This is a genomic window from Enterobacter sp. B79-1, assembly GCF_057444735.1.
Genome location: NZ_JBYAZJ010000004.1, coordinates 226825 through 244347, shown reverse-complemented (window position 1 = coordinate 244347; position 17523 = coordinate 226825). Strand labels below are relative to the sequence as shown.

General features: G+C 53.9%; 16 protein-coding genes and 1 other RNA gene. 11 read left to right on the top strand and 6 right to left on the bottom strand.

Annotated elements, in window-relative coordinates:
- Window positions 1-30: 30 nt before the first annotated feature.
- The 8 genes from garK (at window position 31) to AC2T6E_RS14015 (ending at window position 9707) form a co-directional block, all read left to right on the top strand.
- Window positions 31-1176 carry a glycerate 2-kinase gene (gene garK / locus AC2T6E_RS14050; protein WP_278435490.1) on the top strand — a complete coding sequence of 382 codons (1146 nt, stop codon included), beginning with the start codon at window positions 31-33 and terminating at the stop codon, window positions 1174-1176.
- Between the two features lie 32 nt (window positions 1177-1208).
- An RNA gene (gene rnpB, locus AC2T6E_RS14045) (RNase P RNA component class A) lies at window positions 1209-1585 on the top strand.
- A gap of 662 nt (window positions 1586-2247) precedes the next feature.
- Window positions 2248-3168 carry a transcriptional regulator TdcA gene (tdcA, locus tag AC2T6E_RS14040; RefSeq protein WP_148401090.1) on the top strand — a complete coding sequence of 307 codons (921 nt, stop codon included), beginning with the start codon at window positions 2248-2250 and terminating at the stop codon, window positions 3166-3168.
- 96 nt (window positions 3169-3264) lie between these two features.
- The gene (tdcB, locus tag AC2T6E_RS14035; RefSeq protein WP_341494579.1) at window positions 3265-4254 is read left to right on the top strand and encodes a bifunctional threonine ammonia-lyase/L-serine ammonia-lyase TdcB; all 990 of its coding nucleotides are present in this window, start codon (window positions 3265-3267) and stop codon (window positions 4252-4254) included.
- A gap of 9 nt (window positions 4255-4263) precedes the next feature.
- On the top strand, window positions 4264-5595 hold the full coding sequence (gene tdcC / locus AC2T6E_RS14030; protein ID WP_486692219.1) for a threonine/serine transporter TdcC: 1332 nt from the start codon (window positions 4264-4266) through the stop codon (window positions 5593-5595).
- Window positions 5596-5625: 30 nt separating this feature from the next.
- Window positions 5626-6834, top strand: a complete 1209-nt coding sequence (gene tdcD / locus AC2T6E_RS14025) for a propionate kinase (RefSeq protein WP_486692327.1) — start codon at window positions 5626-5628, stop codon at window positions 6832-6834.
- Between the two features lie 15 nt (window positions 6835-6849).
- Complete coding sequence (gene pflB, locus AC2T6E_RS14020; RefSeq protein ID WP_486692217.1) at window positions 6850-9144, top strand: formate C-acetyltransferase; 2295 nt, start codon at window positions 6850-6852, stop codon at window positions 9142-9144.
- 152 nt (window positions 9145-9296) lie between these two features.
- On the top strand, window positions 9297-9707 hold the full coding sequence (locus tag AC2T6E_RS14015; RefSeq protein ID WP_214605777.1) for a Spy/CpxP family protein refolding chaperone: 411 nt from the start codon (window positions 9297-9299) through the stop codon (window positions 9705-9707).
- Between the two features lie 75 nt (window positions 9708-9782).
- Here the strand turns inward: AC2T6E_RS14015 and AC2T6E_RS14010 are convergent, their stop codons facing one another.
- The 3 genes from AC2T6E_RS14010 to AC2T6E_RS14000 are packed head-to-tail and all read right to left on the bottom strand — an operon-like array spanning window position 9783 to window position 11059.
- Window positions 9783-10268 (bottom strand): Hcp family type VI secretion system effector, encoded by a 486-nt coding sequence (locus AC2T6E_RS14010; RefSeq protein ID WP_010435904.1) that lies wholly within the window; start codon window positions 10266-10268, stop codon window positions 9783-9785.
- Window positions 10269-10289: 21 nt separating this feature from the next.
- On the bottom strand, window positions 10290-10607 hold the full coding sequence (locus tag AC2T6E_RS14005) for a DUF1493 family protein (protein WP_080328283.1): 318 nt from the start codon (window positions 10605-10607) through the stop codon (window positions 10290-10292).
- A 2-nt stretch (window positions 10608-10609) separates the two neighbouring features.
- Entirely contained in the window at window positions 10610-11059 is a 450-nt protein-coding gene (locus AC2T6E_RS14000) for an STM2901 family protein (protein ID WP_010435901.1), read from the bottom strand.
- Window positions 11060-11409: 350 nt separating this feature from the next.
- Here AC2T6E_RS14000 and AC2T6E_RS13995 point away from each other — a divergent pair, with 350 nt between their 5' ends.
- Window positions 11410-12741, top strand: a complete 1332-nt coding sequence (locus AC2T6E_RS13995; RefSeq protein WP_486692214.1) for an SLC5/6 family protein — start codon at window positions 11410-11412, stop codon at window positions 12739-12741.
- Between the two features lie 20 nt (window positions 12742-12761).
- Complete coding sequence (locus tag AC2T6E_RS13990) at window positions 12762-14063, top strand: L-cysteine desulfidase family protein (RefSeq protein ID WP_486692212.1); 1302 nt, start codon at window positions 12762-12764, stop codon at window positions 14061-14063.
- Between the two features lie 62 nt (window positions 14064-14125).
- On the opposite strand, the gene AC2T6E_RS13985 is transcribed toward AC2T6E_RS13990, so the two are convergent.
- Window positions 14126-14827, bottom strand: coding sequence for a pirin family protein (locus AC2T6E_RS13985; RefSeq protein WP_010435898.1), 702 nt, complete (start codon window positions 14825-14827; stop codon window positions 14126-14128).
- Between the two features lie 104 nt (window positions 14828-14931).
- Between AC2T6E_RS13985 and yhaJ the strand changes: the two genes are divergently transcribed.
- A complete protein-coding gene (yhaJ, locus tag AC2T6E_RS13980) occupies window positions 14932-15834 on the top strand; it encodes a DNA-binding transcriptional regulator YhaJ (protein ID WP_003862655.1) in 903 nt (300 codons plus the stop codon).
- A 41-nt stretch (window positions 15835-15875) separates the two neighbouring features.
- Here the strand turns inward: yhaJ and AC2T6E_RS13975 are convergent, their stop codons facing one another.
- Together AC2T6E_RS13975 and AC2T6E_RS13970 are read right to left on the bottom strand one after the other, a co-directional pair.
- Window positions 15876-16241, bottom strand: a complete 366-nt coding sequence (locus tag AC2T6E_RS13975) for a DUF805 domain-containing protein (RefSeq protein ID WP_010435895.1) — start codon at window positions 16239-16241, stop codon at window positions 15876-15878.
- Window positions 16242-16472: 231 nt separating this feature from the next.
- Window positions 16473-17459 carry a glutathione S-transferase family protein gene (locus AC2T6E_RS13970; RefSeq protein ID WP_486692208.1) on the bottom strand — a complete coding sequence of 329 codons (987 nt, stop codon included), beginning with the start codon at window positions 17457-17459 and terminating at the stop codon, window positions 16473-16475.
- Between the last annotated feature and the right edge of the window lie 64 nt (window positions 17460-17523).

Below are 17523 nucleotides of genomic sequence, written 5' to 3'. Positions count from 1 at the left end.
GCCGGATCCGTGCTGTAACAGGCTACAACTATGAAAATCGTAATCGCGCCAGACTCTTATAAAGAAAGCCTTTCTGCCACCGAGGTAGCTCAGGCGATAGAAAAAGGATTTCGGGAAATCTTCCCCGACGCACTTTATGTTTCTGTTCCCGTCGCCGACGGCGGGGAAGGCACGGTTGAAGCGATGATCGCCGCCACCCGCGGTAGCGAACATCATGCCGTGGTGACGGGACCGCTGGGGGAGAAGGTGAATGCCTGCTGGGGAATGTCCGGCGACGGCAGTACGGCGTTTATCGAGATGGCGGCAGCCAGCGGTCTGGCATTAGTCCCTCCGGCACAGCGCAACCCGCTGGTTACCACTTCACGCGGCACCGGGGAGCTTATCCTCTGCGCGCTGGATAAAGGCGCGCGCAATATTATTATCGGCATCGGCGGAAGCGCGACCAACGACGGTGGCGCAGGGATGATGCAGGCGCTCGGGGCGAAGCTCAGCGATGCCAACGGCACGGAGATCGGCTACGGCGGCGGCAGCCTGATGGCGCTTAACAGTATTGATGTCTCAGGGCTGGATGCCCGGCTTAAGGGCTGCGCAATCCGCGTCGCCTGCGACGTCACCAACCCGCTGGTGGGTGAGAAAGGCGCGTCGCGCGTCTTTGGCCCACAAAAAGGGGCGACCGAGGGGATGATCCTCGAGCTGGACGCCAATCTCAGCCACTTTGCCGACGTGATTAAAAAATCCCTGCGTATCGACGTGAAGCATGTACCGGGAGCCGGTGCTGCGGGCGGTATGGGGGCAGCGCTGATGGCCTTTCTCGGCGCGGAACTTAAGAGTGGGATTGAGATTGTCACCCAGGCGCTCAATCTTGAAGAGCATATCCACGACTGCACATGGGTGCTGACGGGGGAAGGGCGTATTGACAGCCAGAGCATTCACGGCAAGGTGCCCGTCGGCGTAGCGAACGTCGCCAAAAAATACCATAAGCCGGTGATTGGCATTGCCGGTAGCCTGACCCAGGACGTGGGCGTCGTGCACCAGTACGGTATTGACGCCGTGTTCAGCGTGCTGACCAGCATTGGTTCACTGGAAGAGGCGTTTCGCGGCGCCTATGACAACATTTACCGCGCCTCACGCAATATCGCCGCGACTTTGCAGGTGGGGATGCACACCCAAGGGTGACAGCGGCGCGCAAACCCTCTATACTGCGCGCCGAAGCTGACCAGACAGTCGCCGCTTCGTCGTCGTCCCTTTCGGGGGAGACGGGCGGAGGGGAGGAAAGTCCGGGCTCCATAGGGCAGGGTGCCAGGTAACGCCTGGGGGGGAAACCCACGACCAGTGCAACAGAGAGCAAACCGCCGATGGCCCGCGCAAGCGGGATCAGGTAAGGGTGAAAGGGTGCGGTAAGAGCGCACCGCGCGGCTGGTAACAGTCCGTGGCACGGTAAACTCCACCCGGAGCAAGGCCAAATAGGGGTTCACATGGTACGGCCCGTACTGAACCCGGGTAGGCTGCTTGAGCCAGTGAGCGATTGCTGGCCTAGATGAATGACTGTCCACGACAGAACCCGGCTTATCGGTCAGCTTCAACTTCTTAAAGAACCCCGCTTCGGCGGGGTTTTTGCTTTCTGGTCATCGGCCATGTAGGCAAATGATACCAATTCTCAAAATTGCGACGCTAAGCACATTTCACTGTTTATGTGGTTAATATGTCCATTCATTTACCCTATACGATCCTAATCACAAAATTTCCCGCTAAAAAAGCACGTTTTCTCAGTGTTATTAATTTGTTGCTGATGTTGCAGCAATGGTGTTCATAGTTTTCACATTTGATATGTGAATATTGAATTCAAAAACATTCCCAGTGTGAATGTGTGATGTATTCGACCCTTTTGTATGCGCGGGCAACATCATTATTGTTCTATTTGATAAAACACAAAAATGTTTTAAATAGAAAATGGTTGTTTATTAGCCGTTAATTGTTTGAAAGATAGTCTTTATTGATATTTTAAAATACAAAAAATCCACCGTGGTTATCACCATAAAATAAAGTTATTACCGCCATTTTTGTTGATCAATATCAGCGTATTGGTGTGTTTTTATATTATTAACTAATTGATATTTAAGTATTTTAATGGTGCTTTGTGGAACCCAATAATGATACGAAAAGGCAAATTGTGAGTAACAGCACATACCCCCTGAAACACTATTAGGTAGAATTCGCTCCGTCATAGGGAAATAAGCGCAGAATATTATGAACACTATTATTCTACCGAAAACACAGCACCTCGTGGTATTTCAGGAAGTCATTAAAAGTGGCTCCATAGGTTCTGCGGCAAGACAACTGGGCCTGACGCAGCCGGCCGTCAGCAAAATCATCAGCGATATCGAGTCCTACTTCGGCGTGGAAGTGATGGTTCGTAAAAACACGGGCGTTAAGTTGACCGCAGCAGGCCAGGTTCTGCTCTCGTATTCAGAGTCGATCACCCGCGAAATGAAAAACATGGTGAGCGAGATCAACAGCCTCAGTTTTAGCACCGTTATGGACGTCTCCTTTGGCTATCCGTCGCTGATAGGCTTCACCTTTCTGTCTGAGATGATCAAAAAATTCAAGGAAGTGTTCCCGAAAGCGCGCGTCTCGATGTACGAAGCACAGCTCTCTTCGTTCCTGCCCGCTATCCGCGATGGCCGACTGGATTTTGCCATCGGTACGTTAAGCGATGAAATGCTGCTGCAGGACCTGCACGTCGAGCCGTTGTTTGAGTCCGAGTTTGTGCTGGTCGCCAGCAAATCACGAACGTGCACTGGCCCGACGACACTGGCATCGCTCACGCACGAGCAGTGGGTGATGCCGCAAACCGATATGGGCTACTACAAAGAACTTCTGACCACCCTGCAAGACAACCACATCAGCATTGAAAACATCGTCCAGACCGATTCCGTCGTCACCATCTATAACCTTGTCCTCAATGCCGATTATCTGACGGTGATCCCCCGTGACATGATTGCGCCATTCGGCTCGGACCAGTTTATTGTTCTGCCGGTGGAAGATGAATTACCCGTGGCGCGTTATGCCGCCGTGTGGTCAAAAAATTACAGTATTAAAAAATCAGCGTCAGTATTAGTTGAACTGGCAAAACAATATTCGTCGATGAATATCGAAAAACGACGATAGAAATAATGATGATTTAAAACACCCGGAGCGACGCTTTTTAACGCTCTGATACCCTGACTTTGCCTGAAAACAATGAATTATTATAACGAGGATATTATGCACATTACTTACGATCTCCCGGTAACGATTGAAGATATTCAGGATGCCAGAAAACGACTGGCAGGAAAAATCTATAAAACCGGTATGCCGCGTTCGAATTATCTCAGCGAACGTTGTAAGGGTGAGATATTCCTGAAGTTTGAAAACATGCAGCGTACAGGTTCATTCAAAATTCGCGGCGCGTTTAATAAGTTAAGCTCGCTCACCGATGCTGAAAAACGCAAAGGCGTTGTCGCCTGTTCGGCGGGAAACCATGCGCAGGGCGTGTCGCTCTCCTGCGCCATGCTCGGTATCGACGGCAAAGTGGTGATGCCGATGGGCGCGCCGAAATCCAAGGTTGCCGCTACCCGCGACTACTCCGCAGAAGTCGTGCTGCACGGTGAAAACTTCAACGACACCATCGCCAAAGTCAGCGAAATCGTCGAGATGGAAGGGCGTATTTTTATTCCCCCTTACGATGATGCCAAAGTGATCGCCGGGCAGGGCACCATCGGTCTGGAAATTCTCGAAGATTTATACGACGTGGATAACGTCATTGTGCCTATCGGCGGCGGCGGATTAATTGCCGGGATCGCGACGGCGATTAAATCCATCAACCCCACCATTAATATTATCGGCGTGCAGTCAGAAAATGTTCACGGCATGGCGGCATCGTTTCAGGCCGGGGAAATAATGAGCCATCGCGTCACCGGCACGCTGGCCGACGGCTGCGACGTCTCTCGTCCGGGGAAATTAACCTTCGAAATCGTTCGTGAACTGGTCGATGACATTGTGCTGGTGAGCGAAGACGATATTCGCGACAGCATGATCGCGCTTATTCAGCGAAATAAAGTGGTGACGGAAGGCGCGGGTGCGCTGGCCTGTGCCGCGTTATTAAGCGGCAAGCTCGACCACTATATTCAGGGTCGTAAAACCGTCTGCATTATTTCCGGCGGCAATATCGACCTCTCTCGTGTTTCCCAAATTACCGGCTTCGTTGACGCATAAAGGTGACCTATGAGCAACACAGAAAGCATTATCGTTGGCCAGACAAAAACGTCCTCCTGGCGTAAGTCTGATACCACCTGGACGCTTGGCCTGTTTGGTACCGCCATCGGCGCAGGCGTGCTGTTCTTCCCCATCCGCGCCGGCTTTGGTGGATTGATCCCTATTCTGCTGATGCTGGTTCTCGCGTTCCCGATTGCGTTTTACTGCCACCGGGCGCTGGCGCGCCTGTGTCTGTCCGGCAGCAACGTCTCCGGCAACATCACCGAAACGGTGGAAGAGCACTTTGGTAAAACCGGCGGGGTGGTGATCACCTTCCTCTACTTCTTTGCGATTTGCCCGCTGCTGTGGATTTACGGCGTCACTATTACCAACACCTTCATGACCTTCTGGGAAAACCAGCTCCAGCTGCCCGCGCTGAACCGCGGCTTTGTGGCGCTGTTCCTGCTGCTGCTGATGGCCTTTGTTATCTGGTTTGGTAAAGACCTGATGGTGAAGGTCATGAGCTTCCTGGTGTTCCCGTTTATCGCCAGCCTGGTGCTGATTTCCCTGTCGCTGATCCCGTACTGGAACTCGGCGGTGATCGACCAGGTCAACCTGAGCGATATCGCCTTCACCGGTCATGACGGCATTCTGGTCACCGTATGGCTGGGGATCTCCATCATGGTCTTCTCCTTCAACTTCTCGCCTATCGTCTCCTCGTTTGTGGTCTCCAAGCGCGAAGAGTACGAGCCTGAGTTTGGGAAAGAGTTTACCGAGCAGAAATGTTCCAAAATCATCGGCCGCGCCAGCCTGCTGATGGTGGCCGTGGTGATGTTCTTCGCCTTCAGCTGCCTGTTCACCCTCTCTCCGCAGAACATGGCGGACGCCAAAGCGCAGAACATTCCGGTGCTCTCTTATCTGGCGAACCACTTCGCGTCGCTGTCAGGCACTAAATCTACCTTCGCCACCGTGCTGGAATACGGCGCGTCCATCATTGCGCTGGTCGCTATCTTCAAATCCTTCTTTGGTCACTACCTCGGCACGCTGGAAGGGCTGAACGGTCTGGTCCTCAAGTTCGGCTATAAGGGCGATAAGAAGAAAGTTTCCGTCGGCAAGCTGAACACCATCAGCATGATCTTGATCATGGGCTCCACCTGGGTTGTGGCCTACGCCAACCCGAACATTCTGGACCTTATTGAAGCCATGGGCGCGCCAATCATCGCCTCCCTGCTGTGCCTGCTGCCGATGTACGCCATCCGCAAAGCACCGGCGCTGGCGAAATACAAAGGCCGTACCGAGAACATCTTCGTTACCGTGGTTGGCCTGCTGACCATTCTGAACATCGTTTACAAACTGTTCTAACCCATTGCTCAGGAAGAGCGGAGTCACATGATGATTGAGTTTCCGGTAGTACTGGTTATTAACTGCGGATCGTCCTCTGTTAAGTTTTCGGTGCTCGACGCCAGCAGCTGCGATGCCCTGATGACGGGGATTGCGGACGGGATCAACACCGAGAAGGCCTTTATTTCCGTGAACGGGGGTGAGCCGGTCAGACTGGATCACCAGGACTACGAAGGGGCGCTGGCTGCCATCGCCCTGGAGCTGGAGAAGCGTAACCTGATGAGCAGCGTGGCCTTAATTGGCCACCGCATTGCGCACGGCGGCGACCTCTTCAGCGAGTCGACCCTGATCACGGAAGAGGTGATTGCGCAGATCCGCCAGGTCTCCCCGCTGGCGCCGCTGCATAACTACGCCAACCTGAGCGGCGTGGAAGCCGCAGAGCGCCTGTTCCCGGGCGTGCAGCAGGTGGCGGTATTTGATACCAGCTTCCACCAGACGCTGCCGCCGCACGCTTATCTGTACGGTCTGCCGTACCGCTATTTTGAAGCGCTGGGCGTGCGCCGCTACGGCTTCCACGGGACCTCTCACCGTTACGTTGCCGCGCAGGCGCATACGCTTCTCGGGCTGTCCCCCGATGACAGCGGCCTGGTGATTGCCCATCTCGGGAACGGGGCGTCCATCTGCGCGGTGCGCAACGGCGAAAGCGTCGATACCTCAATGGGGATGACGCCGCTGGAAGGGCTGGTGATGGGCACGCGCTGCGGCGATGTGGACTTCGGTGCGATGGCGTGGATTGCCCAGCAGACCGGCCAGTCGTTTGAAGATCTGGAGCGCGTGGTCAATAAAGAGTCCGGGCTGCTGGGGATCTCCGGCATCTCTTCAGACCTGCGCGCGCTGGAGAAAGCCTGGCACGAAGGCAACGAGCGTGCGCAGCTGGCTATCCTTACCTTCGTCCACCGCATTGCGCGGCACATTGCGGGTCACGCGGCGTCCCTGCACCGCCTGGATGGGGTGGTCTTTACCGGCGGCATTGGCGAAAACTCGAAGCTTGTCCGCGCGCTGGTGGCGGAACGCCTGAAAGTCTTCGGCATCATCCTCGACGATGCCAAAAATGCCCTGCCGGGCAGCGCGGGTGAGCGCGTGATCTCCACCGAGTCGTCCCGCGTGGCCTGCGCGGTTGTCCCTACCAACGAAGAAAAAATGATCGCGCTGGACGCCCTCCGTCTTGGGAAGGTTACCCCGGCTGCGGCTTACGCCTGATAAAGCGAGAAACACATGAAAGTAACAATCGATACGGGCGTCGCGCCCTACAGCGATGCATGGGCCGGGTTTCGCGGTGAAGAATGGAAAAACGCCGTCAACGTCCGCGATTTTATTCAGCATAACTACACCCCTTATGAAGGCGATGAAGCTTTCCTCGCGCAGGCGACGCCAGCAACGACGGCGCTGTGGCAGAAGGTAATGGTCGGCATTTGCCAGGAGAATGCCACCCACGCCCCGGTGGATTTTGACACCAACATTGCCACCACCATTACGGCCCACGGGCCGGGCTACATCGACCAGGATCTGGAGACGATCGTTGGTCTGCAAACCGATAAGCCGCTCAAGCGCGCGCTGCACCCGTACGGTGGGATCAACATGATCCGCAGCTCGTTCGAAGCCTATGGTCGGGAGATGGATCCGCAGTTCGAATACCTGTTTACCGACCTGCGCAAAACCCACAACCAGGGCGTGTTTGACGTCTACTCGCCGGAGATGATGCGCTGCCGTAAATCCGGCGTACTGACCGGTTTGCCGGACGGCTACGGGCGCGGACGCATCATCGGCGACTACCGTCGCGTGGCGCTGTACGGGATCGCTTATCTGGTGCGCGAGCGTGAACTGCAGTTTACCGATCTTCAGGGCAGGCTGGAGCGCGGTGACGATCTGGAAGCCACGATCCGCCTGCGTGAGGAGCTGGCGGAGCACAAACGCGCGCTGCTGCAGATCCAGCAGATGGCGGCGAATTATGGCTTTGATATCTCACGTCCGGCGATGAACGCCCAGGAAGCGGTGCAGTGGGTCTATTTTGCCTATCTTGCCGCGGTGAAATCCCAGAATGGCGGGGCGATGTCGCTGGGGCGCACGGCCTCGTTCCTCGATATCTACATTGAGCGCGACATGCAGGCAGGGCGGCTGAATGAAGTCCAGGCGCAGGAGCTGATCGACCACTTCATCATGAAGATCCGCATGGTGCGCTTCCTGCGCACGCCGGAGTTCGACACGCTTTTCTCCGGCGATCCGATCTGGGCGACGGAAGTGATCGGCGGCATGGGGCTGGACGGGCGCACGCTGGTGACCAAAAACAGCTTCCGCTATCTGCATACCCTGCACACCATGGGGCCTGCACCGGAGCCGAACCTGACGATCCTCTGGTCTGAACAGCTGCCGATCGCGTTCAAGAAATACGCCGCGCAGGTGTCGATCGTTACCTCTTCGCTGCAGTATGAGAACGACGATCTGATGCGTGCGGACTTCAACAGCGACGACTACGCCATTGCCTGCTGCGTCAGCCCGATGGTGATCGGCAAGCAGATGCAGTTCTTTGGCGCGCGCGCCAACCTCGCCAAAACGCTGCTGTACGCGATCAACGGCGGGGTGGACGAAAAGCTGAAGATTCAGGTCGGTCCTAAAACCGAGCCGCTGCTGGACGACGTGCTGGATTACGACACCGTGATGGCGAGCCTCGATCACTTTATGGACTGGCTGGCGGTGCAGTACATCAGCGCCCTGAATCTCATTCACTACATGCATGATAAGTACAGCTACGAAGCCTCGCTGATGGCGCTGCACGACCGGGACGTCTATCGCACCATGGCCTGCGGCATTGCCGGGCTGTCGGTGGCGGCGGATTCCCTGTCGGCCATTAAATACGCCACGGTGAAGCCGGTGCGCGACCATACCGGGCTGGCGGTCGATTTCGTGATTGAAGGGGACTATCCGCAGTACGGCAACAACGACGACCGCGTGGACAGCATCGCCTGCGACCTGGTTGAGCGCTTTATGAAAAAAATTCAGGCGCTGCCAACCTACCGCAACGCGGTGCCAACCCAGTCGATCCTGACCATCACCTCCAACGTGGTGTACGGCCAGAAGACCGGGAACACGCCGGACGGACGCCGCGGCGGCACGCCGTTTGCGCCTGGCGCGAACCCGATGCACGGTCGCGACAGAAAAGGGGCGGTGGCCTCGCTAACGTCGGTTGCCAAGCTGCCTTTCACCTATGCCAAGGACGGGATCTCCTACACCTTCTCCATCGTGCCGCAGGCGCTGGGCAAGGACGAGCTGGTACGCAAAACCAACCTGGTGGGGCTGCTGGACGGGTACTTCCATCACGAAGCGTCCATTGAGGGGGGGCAGCATCTGAACGTCAATGTCATGAACCGGGAGATGCTCCTCGATGCCATTGAGCATCCTGAGAATTACCCGAACCTGACGATCCGCGTCTCAGGCTATGCGGTGCGGTTTAACGCCCTGACGCGCGAGCAGCAGCAGGACGTGATTTCGCGAACATTTACGCAATCAATTTGACGACATTCAGGTCTCATGCCCCCTCAACGCAGGGGGCATTTTTTTGCCCGCTAAACATACAAAATTGTTTATATAATTACTCACACATATTCATCCGCTCTTGAAAAACAATGTTCCTGCTTTTCCCAATAACAAAATGTAAGGACAGTAAGATGATGAAAATGACCCGTATTGCTTTGGTTGCAGCGTCGTTGGCGGTGTGCAGTTTTACCGCGCAGGCCGCGAACGTTGAGGCAGCCCCGTCTCCATCGCAGGATCCGCTGGTACAGCACCTGAAGCTCAGCAATGAGCAGGTTAAAAAGATTGAAGATCTGCATCAGCAGCTGGAAGAAAATGTCAGCAAGATCCCGATGACGGGCGTGAAGGACGGTGCGTTGATCGACATGTTCCAGGCGGGTAAATGGGACGAAAGCACGGTGAAAAGCCAGCTTACCGCCTTCAGCAAAATTGAAGAGCAGACCCGTTATTACCGCGTGAAATATTACTTCGACGTCAGCCAGGTATTGACACCGGAACAGCGTAAGCAGATCAGAACCGATATGGCTAACGCGCTGGCTGAGTGATCCTGGAATCAATCATTTAAAATGAAAACTCACAGAATCGCTTCAATTGGATTCTGTGAGAATGAATTCTAAACATCATGCCGACGCACGTTCATTCCATGCATCAGCAAACTGTATATTCCCGTCGCAATAGGTCCAGGTCGCTTTTTCGTAGCGCAATTGAACAGATTCAAGGTGGCCAGTACCAGGGCAGTTACGTGTATCGTTAACAATAGGGGAGATTGAGACAACTTTCACACCTTCCAGCTCAGTTCTAAAGTATTCAACCTCCCAACCTGCGTCATTAATTCGGTAATATCTAATCTCAACTTTCTTAAGGTTTTGCCCTGTCGCTACCGCCTTATAAAGATAAGGAGATGAGCTATCAATTTCCTTCTCGAACAGGAAAGGCGCGTGTTTCCTCGTTCCGGTTAATCTTCCGGAGAGTGGATCGGTTGGAATACTCAAGTTATGGGTTAAACCTCTAATTTCAACACTCCCTTCACGATCCTGAACATCACATGAACCTTTAATGAGTGAGCCACCGTCGTCATAGAACCAAATGTGAACAGGTACGGCCATGATAAAAACTCCTTCTATAAATCAATCGTGTATCCATTTTCCTGCTTTTACCGCTTCGGCAAACATTCTTACCGTCAATGGCTTTGATATTTGCTTAACCGGTTCTTTAGTAAACCATTTCCTGAAAAACCAGGTTTGAGTCCAGGGGAAATAATTTCCAGTGTTAACTTCGATAAGATACTTTTTTTCGAATCTCTCAATGGCATATACGATATCATCCAGATCCGTGTAATCCTGTAAAACATCATCTATCCCGAGGGGAATCCGTTTACCCGTAAATGTGCCTTGTTCTGGTAAATTATCCCTGAAGAATTTTAAAACATCAGCCTCACTGTTCATCTTCACCAAATCCGGTCTTTTGGGTGAGCAATCGTATTATATCTTGAAAGCGTTTTGTAACTTATCATTGCAACATCTGCAGCAAGTATGGTTATCCCTAGTGCAGGTATCCATCGGCCAATGAACGCACCTAAGTTTTTGGTATACATTGGTTTTCTGTATTTAAAGCTTGCAAGTGTAATTGTAGGTAGTCGGTGTGGTAGCTGTACATTCAGTAGATCTCGCAGGTACTTAGATGCCACAGATGTGCCTATTGTAGCCGTTTCTGGCTTTGTTCTGGTTTCAAGTATAGGTAAACCAAGAATCATAGTGGCCATCATTACTGCATCCTTTAATCCGCCAAACTGTTCATCGGTGGCATCCAAAAAAATCCAAAAAAATAACTCAGATGCGGAGATGTTACATACACCTTTATAAAAGTATGTTCCATTGAGTTCTTCAACGGTGTCCATAGTCTAACCATAATCATCAGGTGGTTTGTTGATATGTCATCCTATAAAAAAGAAAGGTCTGCGAGTAGGGCATTCATCTTTATAAATTCCGAAATATTCTCTTTTTAAGTATGATATGATTTTTTGAGCTGTATCACCTTTAGAAAATATTATCTGCATTTTAGAGTTTCATAGAATTTTTTACTCGCAACGTAGAAAATCCTTATAAAAGTTGTGACTTTTTTCTCCCACGCTACGGATATGATCTTCCCACACCAATAACACACACCTGCAACCCTCTGAATCGCAATCGCTGGCGATCGGAAACCTATAAAAACAACTGTTTACCCTACAAAATAAGCGAGTGCCCAATGGATACGGCAACAAACAGCAGTGTGATTGTGAGTGATTCCCCCGCGGCAAGGCGAGCGGGAATGAGCGAGAGCGAGTGGCAAGCGGCAATTAAATTCGACAGCACCGACACGGGCTGGGTCATCATGAGTATCGGGATGGCTATCGGCGCGGGGATAGTTTTTCTCCCCGTGCAGGTCGGGTTAATGGGGCTGTGGGTATTTTTGCTCTCATCAATAATTGGCTATCCCGCCATGTATTTATTCCAGCGTCTGTTTATTAACACCCTGGCGGAATCACCGGAATGCAAAGATTACCCGAGCGTCATTAGCGGTTATTTAGGTAAAAACTGGGGCATCTTATTGGGTGCGCTTTATTTCGTGATGCTGGTGATCTGGATGTTTGTCTATTCCACGGCCATTACCAACGACAGCGCCTCGTATTTGCACACCTTCGGCGTGACCGACGGTTTGTTATCTGACAATCCGTTTTACGGTTTATGCCTGATCTGCATTCTGGTGGCCATTTCGTCGCGCGGTGAAAAACTGCTGTTTAAAGTGTCCAGCCTGATGGTGCTGACCAAATTACTGGTGGTGGCCGCGCTGGGGCTGTCGATGATTGGGCTCTGGCATCTGGCCAACGTGGGCATGCTGCCGCCAGCGGGGCTGTTGATTAAAAACGCCATTATTACGCTGCCCTTTACCTTAACCTCCATTCTGTTTATTCAGACTTTAAGCCCGATGGTGATCTCGTATCGTTCACGAGAAAAATCCGTGGAGGTTGCGCGCCATAAAGCGCTGCGGGCGATGAACATTGCCTTTGGTGTGCTGTTTGTGACGGTCTTCTTCTATGCCGTCTCTTTCACCCTGGCGATGGGGCACGATGAGGCGGTTAAAGCCTACGAGCAGAATATTTCGGCTCTGGCGATTGCGGCACAGTTTATCAGCGGTGACGGCGCGGGTTGGGTCAAAATCGTCAGCGTGATCCTTAATATTTTTGCCGTGATGACCGCATTCTTCGGCGTCTATCTCGGCTTTCGCGAGGCCACGCAGGGTATCGTCATGAACATCCTGCGCCGCAAAATGCCGGCAGAGAAAATGAATGAAAACACCGTCCAGCGCGGGATTATGCTGTTTGCCATCCTGCTGGCCTGGAGCGCGATTGTATTAAACGCGCCGGTACTGAGCTTCACCTCCATTTGCAGCCCCATCTTCGGCATGGTGGGCTGCCTGATCCCTGCATGGCTGGTCTACAAAGTCCCGGCACTGCATAAATATAAAGGCGTATCGCTGGTGATTATCGTCATCACCGGGTTGCTGCTTTGTGTTTCTCCTTTCCTCGCATTCTCCTGAGGGCAAATAAGGTCGTAACGATGTCTGAGCAAACTCAAACTTTATGGAACCAATTTATTCGCGCGGTGCAGGAAGAAGTGAAACCTGCAATTGGGTGTACCGAACCTATTTCTCTGGCGCTGGCCTGTGCGATTGCCGCAGAAAATCTGCCGGGGGAGGTCACGCAGATTGAAGCGTGGGTATCGCCGAACCTGATGAAAAACGGGCTAGGCGTGACGGTGCCAGGCACCGGTATGGTCGGTCTTCCCATTGCAGCGGCGCTGGGCGCGACTGGCGGTAACGTGAACGCCGGACTGGAGGTGTTGAAAGATGCTACCGCCGATGCGCTAATACGCGCCAAAGCCCTGCTTGAGGCGGGACAGGTGCAGGTCAAACTGCAGGCACCGTGCGAAGAGATCCTCTACTCCCGCGCCCGTGTTCATGCCGGGGATACCTCGGCAACGGTGACCATCGCCGGTGGGCATACGCGGGTGGTGGAAGTGGTTTGCCAGGGCGAAACGCGCTTTACGCTGGGTGAACAATTGACTGAAGAAAATACCGATCCTCTGGCGGTGCTATCAACCAGCACGCTGTCGCAGATCCTGGAATTTGTTGAGCAGGTGCCGTTCGAGGCGATCCGCTTTATCCTGCAGGCAGGGCAACTGAACGATGCGCTCTCCCGTGAAGGGCTCAGTGGGAAGTGGGGGCTGCACATTGGCGCAACGCTCAGTAAGCAGCGCTCGCGCGGATGGATGGCGCAGGATTTGGGATCAGACATTGTCATTCGTACCAGCGCAGCCTCGGATGCCCGCATGGGCGGCGCGACGTTGCCAGCGATGAGTAACTCAGGCTCCGGTAATCAGGGGATCACGGCTACCATGCCCGTTGTCGTGGTGGCTGAGCACCTTCAGGCTGATGACGAACGGCTGGCGCGGGCGCTGATGCTCTCACATCTGTCGGCGATCTATATCCACGTCCAGCTTCCGCGCCTGTCGGCGCTTTGCGCGGCGACAACGGCGGCAATGGGCGCTGCTGCGGGGATGGCGTGGCTGATGGGCGGTTCTTACCAGACTATTTCGATGGCGATAGGCAGTATGATCGGTGACGTCAGCGGGATGATCTGCGATGGAGCGTCTAACAGCTGCGCCATGAAGGTCTCAACCAGCGTCAGTAGCGCCTGGAAAGCGGTGATGATGGCGCTGGATGATTCTGCTGTGACGGGCAATGAGGGCATTGTGGCGCATGACGTGGAGCAGTCCATTTCGAACCTTTGTGCGTTAGCCTGCCGCTCAATGCAGGCAACGGACCGGCAGATTATTGAGATTATGGCGAGTAAGGCGTAGCGAGTTCAGGGGCTCGATCGGTTCCCTCTCCCTGTGGGAGAGGGTTAGGGTGAGGGCGTTCTCTAAACCGGTAAATCAATCAGCAGCGCGCGCAGCGGCGTATCCGCCACCAGGGTGATATTCGCTTCATCACGAATAAACGCCCCGTCACCGCAGGTGAGCGCTTCTTTCTCTTCCGTGTGCGTCACTGCATGCACCGTACCGTGAATCGACTGCAGATAGGCGCGCGGACCGTGAAGCTGGAAGCTCGCCTGTTCACCTTTCTTCAGTTCGATGTGGTGCAGCCACACCTGCTGACGCAGTTGCAAACTGCCTTTGCTGCCGTCCGGCGATGCAATCAGCTGCTGTTTATCGTCCGTTAAATCTATCTTCTGCACCAGCGGATTTTCCCGCTCAGGGCAGGCGTCCAGCCACAGCTGCATGCGGGTCAGCGTTTTGTCTTTGCTGAGGTTATGCTCGCTGTAGCTGATGCCCGGCTGCGTGGAAATTAACAACGCTTCGCCAGCCTTTGCCTGGACATGATTGCCCTCGCTATCGCGGTATTCTGCCTCGCCTTCCAGGATCAGGTTCAGGATATCGACTTTCGGATACGTACGCGGCTGGAAGGAGGCGCCCGGAGCGAGCACTTCCTGGTTCAACACGCGCAATGAAGCGTAACCGAGGAGTTTAGGGTCAAAGTAGTGTCCAAAGGAAAAGGTGTAGCGGGCCTGCAGCCAACCGAAATCGGCTTGTCCGCACTGTTTAGCTGTTCTTGTCGTAATCATAAACTTGACCTCTCTTTACACTAAAACAATGGTAAAGGTATGGACGCTGCATTGTTAGCCAGATATTCTGCCCGGTATGTTCAAATTTCCTGAATGAGAACGAGATGGCTAAAGAGAGAGCATTGACGCTTGAGGCGCTGCGCGTCATGGACGCGATTGACCGACGCGGCAGTTTTGCTGCGGCGGCAGATGAACTGGGGCGCGTTCCGTCTGCGCTGAGCTACACCATGCAGAAGCTGGAGGAAGAGCTGGACGTGGTGCTGTTTGACCGCTCCGGCCATCGAACAAAATTCACGAACGTTGGCCGCATGCTGCTGGAGCGCGGTCGTGTGCTGCTGGAAGCGGCGGATAAACTCACGACGGACGCCGAAGCGCTGGCGCGCGGCTGGGAAACCCATCTGACGTTAGTTACTGAAGCGCTGGTGCCGACCGAAGCGCTGTTCCCGCTGGTGGACCGCCTGGCTGCGAAAGCCAATACGCAGCTGTCGATCATTACCGAGGTGCTGGCAGGGGCGTGGGAGCGTCTGGAAACGGGCAGGGCGGATATTGTTATTGCGCCGGACATGCACTTCCGTTCTTCGTCAGAAATTAACTCCCGCAAGCTCTATAGCGTGATGAACGTTTATGTCGCCGCGCCGGATCACCCGATCCATCAGGAGCCGGAGCCGCTTTCGGAGGTTACGCGCGTGAAGTATCGTGGCGTTGCGGTAGCGGATACCGCCCGTGAACGTCCGGTGTTAACGGTACAGCTGCTGGATAAACAGCCGCGTTTAACCGTCACGTCGCTGGAAGATAAGCGTCAGGCATTGCTGGCCGGGCTGGGTGTGGCGACGATGCCTTATCCTTTTGTTGAAAAGGACATTGCGGAAGGGCGGCTGCGCGTTGTCAGCCCGGAATACACCAGCGAGGTGGATATCATTATGGCGTGGCGACGCGACAGCATGGGCGAAGCCAAATCCTGGTGCCTGCGCGAAATACCAAAGCTTTTTGCCCACCACAATAAATAAAATCGTAGGCCCGGTAAGCGAAAGCGCCACCGGGCTCTGATTTACATGCCAGCTTTCGGATCCGGACCAAAGCGGTTTTCACCCGGCGTGCCGTTCTGACAGTTAAAGACCAGGATCACAATCCAGCCCACGATCGGGATCAACAGCAGCAAGAGCCACCAGGCTGAACGATCGGTATCGTGCAGGCGTCGGAACTGAACCGCCCAGGACGGCAGCATAATAAATACGCCATAAATCGTGGTGAGAATGCCTTCTCCCCCGGCACGCTCCCAGCCCAGAATTTTGTCCACAATACTCAACACCAGGGCGAGGATGAAGTTCACCAGAACGAACATCCAGTACTCTTTGCGGCGGGCGCGGCCACCAAATCCAATGTAGTTGCGCAGTACGTTTAAATACCAGTCCATTTTCCTTGCCTCATTAGTCAGTCAATCACTTGTTTTCTAAGCGATCGAGGTAAGGATAGATGGAGATTGTGAATTAAAAAAGGGCATTTACCCGTCATACTTCAAGTTGCCTGGGCGTTGGCTTTCCTCGCTCACCCCAGTCACGTACTAATGTACGCTCCTGGGGATTCGCTGCGTCGCCGCCTTCATGCAACTTGAATTATTTTGGGTATTGATTGATGCCCTGAATATTTATCCGAAACGAATGTCGCGCCCGTGAGGTTCATCCAGATCCTGCCATGGCCCAATGGAGATGATGCCCGTTGGGTTAATCGTCTTGTGGCTGCGGAAATAGTGGGTGCGAATATGGTCGAAGTCGACCGTTTCGGCGATACCCGGCATCTGGTAGATATCGCGCAGGAAACCATACAGGTTCAGATAATCGCTGATGCGGTGTTTATCACACTTAAAGTGGGTGACGTACACCGGATCAAAACGCACCAGCGTCGTCCACAGGCGGATGTCCGCTTCCGTCAGTTGGTCGCCCGTCAGGTAGCGATGTTGGCCGAGGATCTGCTCCAGGCGCTCCAGCGATTCAAACACCTTTCCAACCGCTTCGTCATACGCTTCCTGGCTGGTGGCAAAACCGGCCTTGTAGACGCCGTTGTTCACGTTGTCGTAGATCCAGCCGTTCAGCTCGTCAATTTTATCGCGCAGCTCGACCGGGTAATAATCACCGGCGCGGGCACCGTGGGCATCAAACGCGGTGTTGAACATGCGGATGATCTCCGCCGATTCGTTGCTGACGATCGTTTGGTTTTTCTTGTCCCACAATACCGGTACGGTGACGCGTCCGGTGTAGTGTGGATCGGCGCGCAGGTAAAGCTGGTAGAGAAAATCGTGGTGATAAAGGTCGTCACCGGTGGCGGCAGGGAAATCACTGTCGAACGTCCAGCCGTTTTCCAGCATCAGCGGGTTCACTACGGAAACCGGAATTAAAGATTCGAGACCTTTGAGTTTGCGCACAATCAGCGTGCGGTGTGCCCATGGGCAGGCAAGGGAAACATAGAGATGATAACGGTCTTTTTCTGCGGCGAAGCCGCCTTCGCCGCTCGGGCCAGGTGCGCCGTCGGCGGTCAGCCAGTTACGGAAGGCCGAAACAGAGCGCTTGAAGCGACCCCCGGTGGATTTGGTATCATACCAGACATCCTGCCAGACGCCGTCTACGAGTTGTCCCATTTTTTTCTCCTCCGTCAGATAGCAAAAGCGAGGAGATATCTCCTCGCTTTGGGTTCAATCAGTA